This is a genomic window from Pedobacter ghigonis (assembly GCF_903166585.1).
GTDB lineage: Bacteria > Bacteroidota > Bacteroidia > Sphingobacteriales > Sphingobacteriaceae > Pedobacter > Pedobacter ghigonis.
In genome coordinates, this window is the sequence record NZ_CAESCM010000015.1 from 18,224 (window position 1) to 31,545 (window position 13,322).

General features: G+C 41.1%; 11 protein-coding genes. 8 read left to right on the forward strand and 3 right to left on the reverse strand.

Annotated features, from left to right (window positions below; translation table 11 throughout):
- The first annotated feature begins 128 nt into the window (after positions 1-128).
- The 6 genes from dnaE (at position 129) to HWV58_RS19225 (ending at position 8,503) form a co-directional block, all read left to right on the forward strand.
- Positions 129-4,562, forward strand: a complete 4,434-nt coding sequence (gene dnaE / locus HWV58_RS19200; RefSeq protein ID WP_175635644.1) for a DNA polymerase III subunit alpha — start codon at positions 129-131, stop codon at positions 4,560-4,562.
- Positions 4,563-4,716: 154 nt separating this feature from the next.
- Entirely contained in the window at positions 4,717-5,037 is a 321-nt protein-coding gene (gene trxA / locus HWV58_RS19205; protein WP_039482143.1) for a thioredoxin, read from the forward strand.
- 126 nt (positions 5,038-5,163) lie between these two features.
- Complete coding sequence (locus tag HWV58_RS19210; protein WP_175635645.1) at positions 5,164-6,378, forward strand: PQQ-dependent sugar dehydrogenase; 1,215 nt, start codon at positions 5,164-5,166, stop codon at positions 6,376-6,378.
- Between the two features lie 147 nt (positions 6,379-6,525).
- A complete protein-coding gene (locus tag HWV58_RS19215) occupies positions 6,526-7,443 on the forward strand; it encodes a DUF58 domain-containing protein (protein WP_175635646.1) in 918 nt (305 codons plus the stop codon).
- Between the two features lie 77 nt (positions 7,444-7,520).
- The gene (locus HWV58_RS19220) at positions 7,521-7,982 is read left to right on the forward strand and encodes a redoxin domain-containing protein (RefSeq protein ID WP_175635647.1); all 462 of its coding nucleotides are present in this window, start codon (positions 7,521-7,523) and stop codon (positions 7,980-7,982) included.
- A gap of 2 nt (positions 7,983-7,984) precedes the next feature.
- On the forward strand, positions 7,985-8,503 hold the full coding sequence (locus tag HWV58_RS19225) for a DsbA family protein (RefSeq protein WP_175635648.1): 519 nt from the start codon (positions 7,985-7,987) through the stop codon (positions 8,501-8,503).
- Between the two features lie 178 nt (positions 8,504-8,681).
- Here the strand turns inward: HWV58_RS19225 and HWV58_RS19230 are convergent, their stop codons facing one another.
- On the reverse strand, positions 8,682-9,140 hold the full coding sequence (locus HWV58_RS19230) for a hypothetical protein (RefSeq protein ID WP_175635649.1): 459 nt from the start codon (positions 9,138-9,140) through the stop codon (positions 8,682-8,684).
- Positions 9,141-9,596: 456 nt separating this feature from the next.
- Between HWV58_RS19230 and HWV58_RS19235 the strand changes: the two genes are divergently transcribed.
- Both HWV58_RS19235 and HWV58_RS19240 read left to right on the forward strand, forming a co-directional pair.
- A complete protein-coding gene (locus tag HWV58_RS19235) occupies positions 9,597-9,899 on the forward strand; it encodes a hypothetical protein (RefSeq protein ID WP_175635650.1) in 303 nt (100 codons plus the stop codon).
- 129 nt (positions 9,900-10,028) lie between these two features.
- Positions 10,029-10,397: an energy transducer TonB gene (locus HWV58_RS19240; protein ID WP_175635651.1), complete on the forward strand. Its 369-nt coding sequence runs from the start codon at positions 10,029-10,031 to the stop codon at positions 10,395-10,397.
- Between the two features lie 254 nt (positions 10,398-10,651).
- On the opposite strand, the gene hppD is transcribed toward HWV58_RS19240, so the two are convergent.
- On the reverse strand, positions 10,652-11,782 hold the full coding sequence (gene hppD / locus HWV58_RS19245) for a 4-hydroxyphenylpyruvate dioxygenase (protein WP_175635652.1): 1,131 nt from the start codon (positions 11,780-11,782) through the stop codon (positions 10,652-10,654).
- Positions 11,783-11,920: 138 nt separating this feature from the next.
- A complete protein-coding gene (locus HWV58_RS19250) occupies positions 11,921-13,081 on the reverse strand; it encodes a homogentisate 1,2-dioxygenase (protein WP_175635653.1) in 1,161 nt (386 codons plus the stop codon).
- Positions 13,082-13,322: the final 241 nt, after the last annotated feature.

The following is a 13,322-nucleotide window of genomic DNA, read 5'->3' on the forward strand; positions in this document are numbered from 1 at the left end:
CTTATAGGTTTATTGAAAGGTTTGCTCGTCATTTTTTGTTGATAATTTGCTGACAACTTCAACCCTCAAAATCCTTATTTTTGAAGAACCGTTATTATTCCTAAACGGCTAATTCTTTACCGCACTATATGTATTTAATTTTTGATACCGAAACCACTGGTTTGCCACGTAATTACAATGCACCCATTACCGATACGGATAACTGGCCACGTTGTATTCAGATTGCCTGGCAGCTGCACGATGAGATGGGGAGATTGGTTGAACATCAGGATTATCTGGTTAAACCAGAGGGGTTTAATATTCCGTACGATGCAGAAAGAATCCACGGTATTTCTACTGAGTTGGCTGCAGAGCAGGGTATTGGCTTTGACGAAATGCTGGCGAAGTTTAACGAGGTACTAAACAAAGCCAAATTTATAGTAGGCCAAAACGTGGGCTTCGATGTAAACATTATGGGCTGCGAGTTTCACCGTTTTGGTGTAGCCAACCGCATGGCCGAAATGCCGGTGTTAGATACCTGTACCGAAGTTACCGCACAGCTTTTACAATTGCCCGGAGGTAGAGGGGGTAGGTTTAAGCTGCCAACCCTAACCGAGCTGCACTCTTATTTATTTGGCGTTCCCTTTAGTGAAGCACACAATGCTACTGCCGACGTTGAGGCCACCACGCGCTGTTTCCTGGAGCTGGTAAAAAGAGAGGTTTTTAAAAAAGAAGAATTACAGGTTGATGTTGAGTACTTTTCGCGTTTCAGGGAAGTAAATCCTGGCTTAATTGAAGGTGTTGGTTTAACACACATCAATTTAAAAGCTGCATCTGACGAAATCCGCAAACGCATTCAAAAAGCTGAAGGTGGCGGTATTTCTAAACAAGAGCTCGCCGGTAACCGGCAGGAGCTTGCCGCTGCAACTTTTGTGCATTTACACAACCATACGCAATTTTCAGTATTGCAAAGTACCATTAGTGTTTCCGATTTGGTAAAAGCTGCTGCTGCGCAAAAAATGCCTGCTGTAGCCATGACCGATCATGCGAATATGATGGGGGCTTTTCACTTTGTAAACAACGTACTTAACCACAATAAAGCTGCCGAAGCCAAAAATGCTGCGGCAATAGAAGCCGGCGAACGCCCTACAGAGGTGGTAATGACACCCATTGTGGGCGTAGAGTTTTTTGTTTGTAACAATCATTTAGATCGTACTGCAAAAGACAATGGCTACCAGATGGTATTGCTGGCGAAGAATAAAAAAGGCTACCACAACCTGGCCAAAATGTCGTCTATAGCCTACACCAAAGGGTTTTATTATGTGCCCCGTATCGACAGGCAGGTTATTGAACAATACAAGGATGATATTATTGTATTATCGGGTAACCTGGGCGGAGAGATTTCGAACAAAATCCTGAACATGGGCGAAAGCCAGGCCGAAGAAGCACTGATTTGGTGGAAGGGAATGTTTGGCGACGATTTCTATCTGGAGGTAATGCGCCACAACCAGGAAGATGAAGACCGGGTAAACGAAACGCTGGTGGCCCTGGCCCGTAAACATGCGGTTAAGCTGGTAGCCACTAACAATACTTATTACGTAAATAAAAAAGATGCCAATGCGCACGATATTTTACTCTGTGTAAAAGATGGCGAAAAGCAGGCAACGCCGATAGGCCGTGGTCGCGGGTACCGTTATGGTTTACCCAATCAGGAATATTACTTCAAGTCGGCCGATGAAATGAAAGCGCTTTTCACCGATTTACCGGAAGCAATTTTAAACATTAAAGAGATTATCGATAAAATCGAGATCTACAAGCTTGCCCGCGAAGTACTCTTACCTAAATTCGATATTTCGGAAGAGTTTTTAGTAGCCGAAGATGAAACGGATGGCGGAAAAAGGGGCGAGAACAAATACCTGAGACATTTAACCTACGAAGGTGCCAAACGCCGTTACGGAACCTTAACCGATGATGTAACCGAACGTTTGGATTTTGAGCTGGCCACCATCGAAAAAACCGGTTATCCGGGTTACTTTTTGATTGTACAGGATTTTATTGCCGAAGCACGTAACCTCGATGTATCAGTTGGTCCGGGCAGGGGATCGGCAGCTGGTTCTGCCGTAGCATATTGTTTGGGTATCACCAATATCGATCCGATTAAATACGATCTCCTTTTTGAGCGTTTCTTAAATCCCGATCGTGTATCCATGCCCGATATCGATATCGATTTTGATGATGAGGGCCGTGGCCGTGTAATGGATTATGTAATTAATAAATACGGTGCCAACCAGGTAGCGCAGATTATTACTTACGGTACTATGGCTGCCAAATCATCAATCCGCGATACGGCACGTGTATTGGATTTACCTTTGTTTGAGGCCGATAAAATTGCCAAGCTGATTCCGAACATGAAGCTGGCCAAAATCTTTACCCTCGACGAAAAGAGTTTAAAAGATGCTTTACGTCCTGATGAGTACGAAAAGGTAGTAGAGCTTAAAAACCTGGGCAGCCTGAAAGATTTAAGTGCCGAAACCATTCAGCAGGCACAGGTTTTAGAAGGATCGTTGCGGAACACGGGTATTCACGCCTGTGGGGTAATTATTACACCGAGCGATATTACCAATTTCGTTCCCGTTTCGGTTGCTAAAGATTCTGATTTATATGTTACCCAGTTCGATAACTCGGTTGTAGAGAGCGCCGGGTTATTAAAAATGGACTTCCTGGGGTTAAAAACATTAACCCTGATAAAAGATACGGTTAAACTGGTTAAGAAAAGACACCAGATTGATCTCAATCCCGATAATTTCCCGATTGATGATGTAATGACATACGAGCTTTTCCAGCGTGGCGAAACCATTGGTATTTTCCAGTACGAGAGTCCGGGTATGCAGAAGTACATGAAGGAACTTAAGCCTACGGTGTTCGACGATTTAATTGCCATGAACGCTTTATACCGCCCGGGACCAATGGAGTACATTCCGAGTTTCGTTCGCCGTAAAAATGGTGAGGAAGAAATTAAATACGATTTAGATGCCTGTGAGGAATATTTAAAGGAAACTTACGGAATTACTGTTTACCAGGAGCAGGTAATGCTTTTATCGCAAAAGCTGGCTGGCTTTACCAAAGGTGAGGCCGACGTTTTGCGTAAGGCGATGGGTAAGAAACAGAAAGAAGTACTCGATAAAATGAAACCTAAGTTTGTAAAACAAGCTTCGGAAAAAGGCCACGATGCCACCGTTTTAGAGAAAATCTGGAAAGACTGGGAGGCGTTTGCATCCTACGCTTTTAACAAATCGCACTCTACCTGTTACGCCTGGATTGCTTATCAAACTGCTTATTTAAAGGCGCATTATCCGGCAGAGTATATGGCTGCGGTACTGTCCAATAACATGAGCGATATTAAACAGGTGGCTTTCTTTATGGAAGAATGTCGCCAGATGAGTGTTACCGTATTGGGACCTGATGTGAACGAATCTGACCTTAAATTCTCGGTAAATGCCAAAGGCGAAGTGCGTTTCGGTATGTCGGCGGTAAAAGGAGTAGGAGAAAAAGCGGTAGAAAGTATCATTGAAGAGCGGTCGGCAAACGGACCCTATGCCAGTGTGTACGATTTTGCCAAACGCTCCAATACCCGTATTGTAAATAAAAAAGCTTACGAGAGTTTTGTGTATAGCGGTGCTTTCGATGCTTTTGGCGGGCATAGGGCGCAGTATTTTTATATTGGGCCGCACGATAAAATGAACGGCATCGAGAAGATCATCAAGTTCGCCAACGATTTTCAGAACAATGAGAGTACTTCGCAGGCCTCTTTATTTGGTGGTTCGAAGGCCGATCTGATTTTAGAACCTTCGTTACCCGTTTCGCCTGAATGGGCATTGATGGACAGGCTGAAGTATGAAAAAGATGCCATCGGGATTTTCCTTTCAGGGCACCCGCTGGATAATTATAAGTTAGAACTCGATAAATTCTGTACCCATAACGTTAAGCAGTTAAGTATTATTAACAAGGTGCGTATGGGCGATAGCAATGAAGAGGTGCTGGCCGAATTTGATAAACTGAAAAACCGCGAGCTTTGTGTGGGTGGTTTAGTGGTAACGGCATCTCAACGCATTACTAAAACCGGTAAACCCTTTGGTACCTTCGTTTTCGAAGATTACGACGATGCTTCAGAAATGGCGCTGTTTGGCGAAGATTTCCTAAAGTTTAAATCGTTTTTAACCGAAGGGTACTTTTTGCAGATCAGGGGTAGGGTAGGCGAACGTTTCGGCAAGGCCGGCGATTGGGAATTTAAGATTACCTCGATTAATTTAATGTCGGAACTGCGGGATAAACTGGCCAAAAGTTTAACCATACAAGTACCGATTGAGCGGGTAAACGATCAGCTGATGCGCGAAATTGAAGCGATACTAGCAGACAATAAGGCAAACTCTGAGCAGCAAAACTGCCAACTTAACTTTGCCGTTTTTGATAGCGAAAAACAGATTATGTTAGATCTTAGCTCAAAAAGTCTTAAAATAAACCCGAACAACAAGTTCCTGGAACAATTACTGGGCTTAAATGTTGTTAATTACAAGTTAAACTAGCGTTTAGCGTTTAGCGCTCAGCGTTTAGGCTTATCAAACGCTATGCGCTCTGCGAAGCCCGCTTTGCGCTTTTACCAAAATAATGTCAAATTGGCATTACAGAATTGGTGGCATTACAATTGAATACATATATTTGAACATAAAAAAAATAATTATGGCATTAGAAATCACAGATGCAAACTTCGAGGAGCTTGTATTAAAATCAGATAAACCCGTATTAGTAGATTTTTGGGCAGAATGGTGTGGCCCTTGTCGCATGGTTGGTCCAGTAGTAGAAGAGATCGCTAAAGAATATGATGGTAAAGCGGTAGTTGGAAAAGTAAACGTTGATAACAACCCTCAAATTTCAATGCAGTTTGGTATCCGTAACATTCCTGCTTTATTATACTTTAAAGGTGGCGAAGTGGTAGACAAACAAGTTGGTGCTGTTCCAAAATCAGTATTAGCCGAAAAATTAAACAAGCAACTGGCTTAGTTTAAGCTAAAACAGAAATAACAGAGCCTCCGGGCTTGTAACATATTTAAAACCCAGATCCAATTAATGGATTTGGGTTTTTTTATCCAGACTTATTTTTGTTTCTTTAATAAAAAACTAACAGTCATGTCTATTAATTTAATAAATAACAAAACTTTAGGTGTTATATTAACCGGTTTAGCACTAAACTGTATAAATATGGCCTGCGTTTCGGCACAAAATCCGGTTGAAACCAATTCACCTTCGGCTGATTATAAGCCAGCCTTTGCAGGGCAAACCAGAATTGCTGGTGTAAAAACCAAAACGGCCCTGGATGTTTCGGTTATCAACGAAAAATTAGAAAACCCATGGGCTATATCGGTGCTTCCGGATGGCAGGTTTTTAATTACCCAAAAGCAGGGTACCATGGTTATTTTAAATGCCGATGGAAAATTAAGCAAGAAGATTACCGGCTTGCCAAAAGTAGATCCATCTGGCCAGGGTGGTTTGCTCGATGTAACTTTAGATCCGAATTTCGCCAAAAACAGGATGGTTTACTGGGCTTATTCAGAACCACAGGATAAAGGTGTTTTACTCGCAATTGCTAAGGGTAAATTGGCTGCAGGTGAAACTGCAATAGAAAACCAAACGATTATTTACCGTGCTACCCCAGCGTATAACGGTAAACTGCAATACGGATCGCGTATTGTTTTTGACAAAAACGGCAATTTATTTGTGAGTACAGGAGAGCGTTCAGGAAGCGATATCCGTATGCAGGCGCAGTATTTAAATTCTTCGCTGGGTAAAATTTTACACCTTACTACCGATGGTAAGGCTGTTGCCAACGGTCCATTTGCAGGTAAGGCCGATGCCCGCCCCGAAATTTATGCACTTGGCTTGCGTAATCCTGATGGTTTGGCGATTAATCCGCAAACCGGCGATTTATGGGAAGCAGAATTTGGCCCGAAAGGTGGCGATGAAGTCAATATCATTAAACCCGGTAAAAATTATGGCTGGCCAGTTATTACTTACGGAACAGAATACAGCGGTAAGCAGGTTGGAGATGGCATTCAGCAGAAAGAAGGCATGGAACAACCGGTGTACTACTGGAATCCGAGTATTTCGCCGGGTTGTATTGCTTTTTACAACAGCAACAGCATAGCCGAGTGGAAAGGCAATTTATTTGTGGGTGGCCTCGGTGGCTCGCACATTATCCGTTTGGTAATTAAAAATGATAAAATTGTTGGCGAAGAGCGGTTACTGGAAGGTAAAGGCGAACGTTTTAGGGATATGGTAGAAAAAGATGGCGCACTTTATTCGGTAACCGATAACGGGCATTTATATCGCATCGCGAAGAAATAAACTGAAATTGTTTTTCAATACAGCCCCGCAGGTTTAAAACCTGCGGGGTATTTTTTTTCTTAGGGAAACCTCACAGGTTTTTAAAACCTGTGAGGTTTGGTAAGGTAGTGCAACCCTTTTTTATAAATCTTTTATTAGCTTTACGCTATGCAGGCAGTAAACTACGAAAACGAAACAAGCTATGGTAATTTAGAATTACTTGCCCGGCAAGTAGTAGAAGGCTTTATTACCGGTTTGCATAAAAGTCCCTTTCATGGTTTTTCGGTCGAGTTTGCCGAGCACCGCCAGTATAACAATGGCGATAATGTAAAAAATATCGATTGGAAGCTCTATGCCAAAACTGATAAACTTTACAGCAAACGTTTCGAAGAAGAAACCAATCTGCGTTGCCAGTTTGTAATCGATGCTTCCTCGTCGATGTACTTTCCGGAACCTAAAAACAACAAACTGTTTTTTGCTATACAGGCTACTGCATCGTTAATGTACCTGTTAAAAAAGCAACGCGATGCTTTTGGTTTGAGCCTGTTTACCGACGAGATCTTACTAAATTCGCCTTCTAAATCGACTACCGTACATCAGAAATTTTTATTTGCCCAGTTAGAAGAGCTGCTGCAAGAGCCTAAAGTAAATGCCAGAACCAATTTAAGTGAGTCGTTGCACCAGGTTGCCGAATTGATTCACAAACGTTCGCTGGTGGTCATTTTCAGCGATTTGTTTAATACCGAAACCAGTACCGGCAAAACGGATGAGTTTTTCGATGCTTTGCAACACCTTAAGTTTAACAAGCATGAAGTGGTGGTTTTCAATGTGGTTGATAAAACCAAAGAAGTCAATTTTGAGTTCGAAAACCGCCCTTACCAGTTTATTGATATGGAAACCGGCGAAACCATTAAAGTGCATACCAATCAGGTTAAAGAAAATTACACTGCTGCGGTGGCTAGTTATCGTCAGCAAATTGCTTTAAAATGTGCCCAATATAAAATTGACTTGATTGATGCCGATATGAACGAAGGGTTTTATCCGGTATTACAGGCTTACCTCATTAAACGGCAAAAGTTGGGGTAACTTAGCCGATTTACGCAAACAACAGTTATGCAATGTTGTTAAATATACATCCCTGATTTAAATTTAAACTCCATAATATGTTAGAAAAAGGCACCATAGCCCCCGATTTTGAATTGAATGCTACGCCCGATCAAAAAATAAAACTCAAAGATTTTAAAGGCAAAAATGTAATCCTGGCCTTTTATCCGGCCGATTGGAGCCCGGTTTGCAGCGATCAAATGGCGCTTTACAACGAAATGCTCAAATACTTTACTAAACACGATGCGCAGATTTTCGGTATATCGGTTGATAGTACCTGGTGTCATCTGGCCTTCGAAGAAAACCGTAAGTTGCATTTTTCTTTACTGGCCGATTTTGAACCCAAAGGTGCTGTTTCTAAATCCTATGGAGTTTACGACGAAAAAACCGGAACAAGTGAAAGGGCGCTTTTTGTAATTGATAAGGAAGGCAAAATTGCCTGGAGCTATTTATCGCCCATTGCGGTTAACCCTGGCGCTGATGGGATATTGGAGGCATTGGAAAAACTTGATCAGCAATAATTATGAGCACATTAAAACCCGAAGTTAACAGCAACGATCATATTCAGGGCGATGATACCGCAACTGTTACCATTGTAGAATTTGGCGATTACCAATGCCCTTATTGTGGAAATGCATATCCTATTCTTAAAGAAATTGAAGAGGCTTTTGGTCACCAGATCAAATTTATCTTCCGTCATTTTCCGCTGGCTAACGCACATCAGTATGCCCTCCCTGCAGCCTTAGCAGCCGAAGCGGCTGGTTTACAGGGCAAGTTCTGGGAAATGCACGATGCCCTTTTCGTAAACCAGTACCGGTTAAATGGCGATTTATTTGATGAACTGGCCGAAACAATCGGTTTAGACCTCGAAAAGTTTCAGCAAGACAGTGCTTCTGATGCGCTGAGCGAGAAAGTAGAAAATGATTTCGACAGTGGTGTACGCAGCGGTGTAAACGGAACCCCGTCATTTTATGTAAACGGAGCCAAGTTTGATGGAGCTGCAACCGACCTGTACCAGATGCTTAAGGAAAGTACAACGTAACAGTTTTTACTGTAATCTCCGCGACGAGGTAGGTATTCCTTTTACTAGAAGACAGTCATGCTGTCCCGAATATTTGGGATCAGTATCTTTTCAATTCAAGAGACCCTGAAATAAATTCAGGGTGACGATGAAGGTATATCTTTTTGATATCAATATGTACTTGATCAGGAGAGCTCTTTCAGTCAAGAGTGAAGTTAATATTCATGACATATTGGATGCGTAGATTTTTGACCTCGTGCACTTCACAGTCATCCTGAGCTAAACGTTGGGAAATAGTAAGGGATTGATTGGGTTTAAGCTTAATCTTCCGCTTTATTTCGTAAGCTTTATTGCATCCTTTGGCTACATTACCATCCAGCAAAAAGGAAATGTACGTTATGATTTCTTTGGTTCTGTTTTTGAATGTGATTTGGGCAAATGTTGTTGAATTGCTACCATGTGTATATTTAAGCGCTTCAAGGTAAACCGGGTTTTGCTTGTTGGTAACATCGTGTGACATTGGTTTTGAGGATTTAGGTTTTTGAGCAGCTATTTTATCTTTAATTACCGGATCATGTTGACTCTTTATTTCCTGAAATGGCATTTTTAGCACTCCATAACAAAGGATCATGAATATTCCTAATTCTTTAGCGAGCATAATTTTAGATTATTTGTTTTAAAACAGGATAACTAACCGTAAGTTATCGCTTTTTTTCAAATAAACCTATTGCAGATTTTGTAGCCGGGTATCAGGGAGTTAAAACAAAAAAAAACCTCATGTATTTTGCAATACATGAGGTATCAGATAAGGGTAACCGGAAAACTAAAAAACTAATTATGAGTTTTTAGAATTTAACAAAATAGAAATCGCTTCGTGTTTTGTTATTTCAAAGGTGCACTTCAATTATGAAGTTTTTGTGAAGAAAGCCCGCCTCGGGTGGATTGCATTATTGATGTTACAAGCTATTGATTGGGCTTATATAAGAGTTAATTAGTAGATCGTCATTTCCACGGAAGCGGGAATCTCAACTCCTTAGTTGGTAAATCAAGAATTTATTAAAAAATTAAACAGGTATTGGATCAAATGATATATTTACGTCTTAAATATATAAATATGAATTACCGCAAACTCATTGCATTAAGTACATTATTCTTATTGCTGTTTACAACCTTGCCAACTTTTGCCCAAAATACAGCAGATTCTACAACTAAAGTGCCAGCCGTTCAGTTAAAGGGGTTTTATAAATATATGGCCGCCAACGTACAGTATCCAGGTAAAGTAATCTTACAGAATGTACAGGGCACCAGTATTTTTCTATTAAAAGTAGAGCATGGCCAGATACAAAACGTAGAAATCGCTTTGAATTTAGACGGGCTGAGTGAAAATGTTAAAACTCTGATTTCAACATATACCTAGCTCCCTAAAACCATGAATGGAAAATATAGCCTTGGTGTTAGATTTATAATAGGAAATGGTTCAAACACAGAAGTTGATGAGAAGGCAATTATACCTGCTGATTATGTTAAACTACCTAGTGTGACAATAATGACATCAAGTCCTCCCAGTACTCTAACTGCACCCGATATTAATACGTATGGGATTGAAGAAGTAGATACGCCACCTAATTTTCCTGACGGATACCAGGCGCTTCAGGAGTATTTCTACAAAACCATTAAGTACCCAGCCGAAGCCCTGAAAAATAAAGTAGAAGGAAGAATTTATTTTAGCTTTAAAATAGATTATGATGGCAATGTAAAGAACGTAAGGGTATTAAGAGGGTTAGGAGCTGGTTTGGATGAAGTTGCAAAGGATGCGATGAAAGATTGCCCGAAGTGGAATGCTGCCATCAAGAATGGCCAGACGGTAAGTACCAAATTTAGCTACTTTGCAGAATGCAGATTGCCTAATCCGTAATTTTTAAAAGATTTCGTCATTTCGAGCAGTCATTGAAAGATATATAAAACAATCGTCATTGTAAGGAACGAAGCAATCTTAATGCGCTCGCTGAGTAGCGATCGTTGTAAGATTGCTTCGTCGGCTGAAAAAGCCTTCTTGCAATGACGACTCCGAAGGGGCTGTCACTAATATTGATTTTATCCAATAAATTACCCTCAGGATTGAAAATCGATGTTTAAGAAACAGTCTCTTTATGTAAATTACTAACGTGATTACAAATTACCCCTCAATTCCTGTTCGCGCTCCAGCGATTCGAAAAGGGCTTTAAAGTTACCCGCACCAAAGCTTTGTGCACCTTTACGCTGAATAATCTCGAAGAAAAGGGTTGGGCGGTCTTCAACCGGTTTGGTGAAAATTTGCAATAAATAGCCTTCTTCATCGCAATCAACCAAAATACCGAGGCTTTCTAAAAGGGCTATTTCTTCATCAATTTTACCTACACGCTGCGGCATCATGTCGTAATAAGCTTCTGGTGGTGCACTCAAAAACTCCACACCACGTGCTTTAAGTTCTTTAACCGTTTTAACGATATCTTTTGTGGCAACCGCAATATGCTGAACACCTTCACCTTCGTAATACTCCAGGTATTCTTCAATCTGCGATTTCTTTTTGCCCTCGGCAGGTTCATTAATCGGGAATTTAGAAAAACCGTTACCGTTGCTCATTACCTTGCTCATCAGGGCCGAATATTCGGTATTAATTTGTTTATCATCGAAAGATAGAATATTTACAAATCCCATCACATCTTCGTACCACTTTACAGCTTCGTTCATACGGTTCCAGCCTACGTTACCCACGCAATGGTCGATGTATAAAAGACCGGCATCGGCAGGTTGGTAATCGCTTTCCCATACTCTGTAGCCAGGCATAAATGTGCCGGTATAATTTTTACGCTCGATAAACATGTGTACCGTTTCGCCGTAAGTATAAATGCCACTCATTTTAACTTCGCCATACTCATCAGTTAAAGTTTTAGGCTCCATATACGATTTAGCTCCGCGTTTGGTCGTTTCTTCGTAAGCACTGTAGGCATCATCAACCCAAAGTGCCAATATTTTTACGCCATCGCCATGTTTTTTTACATGCTCAGATATCGGGTGATCAGATTTTAAAGCGGTGGTTAAGATCAACCTTATTTTTCCTTGCTGCAGTACATACGATGCTCTGTCGCGCACACCAGTTTCGGGGCCGGCATAAGCCAGGCTCTGAAAACCAAATGCTGTTTTATAATAATGAGCAGCTTGTTTGGCATTGCCCACATAAAATTCGATGTAATCAGTTCCATTTATTGGCAGGAAATCTTGTGCCTTGGCTATCTTTTCTGCAAATGTTTGTGTTTCCATTATATTTGTTATTGTTGTAATCGTTTTAATGTTTTAAGATTGAATGTTGTACCCCCCCCCTCAACTATTTATATTAATCTATTTTAGCTTTCTCCCCATTTTAGACTCTGGACTTAGGACTCCCAACTCCCAACTCAGCTACCCTTCTTGCCAGCTTTTGTGGTAATTTTCATCTTCAATTTCCAGGGCATCTTCGGTAATCATTAAAGGCAGAAAAGGATCGATCATTACGGCCAGCTCGTCAGTTTTCTCTTGTCCGATCGATTTTTCTACAGTCCCGGGGTGTGGTCCGTGTGGAATTCCGCCCGGGTGCAAGGTAATTTGTCCTTTTACTACACTTTTGCGGCTCATGAAATCGCCATCTACATAATACAATACTTCATCGCTATCTACATTGCTGTGGTTGTAAGGTGCTGGTATTGCATCGGGATGGTAATCATATTTACGTGGTACAAAAGAGCAGACTACAAAATTATGGCCTTCAAAAGTTTGGTGAACGGGAGGAGGTTGGTGTAAACGACCGGTAATAGGCTCGAAGTTGTGTATTGAGAAAGCGTAGGGGTAATGATAGCCATCCCAGCCTACGTAATCGAAAGGATGCGTGCCATAAGTGTAAGGATAAATTAACCCCTGTTTTTTTATCAGCACCTGAAAATCGCCATATTCATCGTGCGTTTGCAGGTTTTCGGGTAGGCGTAAATCGCGTTCGCAATAAGGAGCATGTTCCATTAACTGGCCATATTGGTTTAAATACCTTTTCGGCGACCTCAAAGGACTAAAACTTTCTACAATGAAGTGGCGGTTTTGCTCGGTATCAAATTCGAGCTGATAAATTGTTCCACGGGGAATAATCAGGTAATCGCCGTAACCAAATTTGATTTCGCCAAAACCGGTTTTCAGCTTTCCGGTACCCTCGTGGATGAAGATCATTTCGTCGGCCTGACTATTTTTATAGAAATAATCAGTCATCGATTTTTTGGGTGCAGCTAAAACGATATGCAAATCGTTATTAACCAGTACCGGCTTTCTGCTTTTTAGGAAATCATCTTCAGGCTTAATGTTAAAACCGATCAGGCTGGTGTGTTTCAGGTGCTTTGCACGGGCAATTTTTGGCTCAACACTGTAAGGTTCGCCCAGTTGTTTTACAATGGTTGGTGGGTGGCAGTGATAAACCAGCGAGTATACGCTCGAAAAACCTTCGGTAGATACCAATTCTTCGGCATAAAGATTCCCGTCTGGTTTACGAAAAACCGTGTGGCGTTTAGCTGGAATCTGCCCCAATTTATGATAAACAGGCATAATATATAATGTTATGGTTAGAAAAAAAATCCTAAGAAATAAACAATTCAAACGCCAATGCGTTTCAATTAAAAAAGAGAAAGTGAAAAGAAATTATAGAGAATATTGAGCCATGATCAGCTTGGATAGCATCTTGTAGCGACGGGCCGCAATTGCGTCGTTTACTAAAGTAATATGTAATGCTTTTAAGATCATGGTTTTAATGCAGCCAAGGTAAGTATTTTATTTAAAATTTGAAATT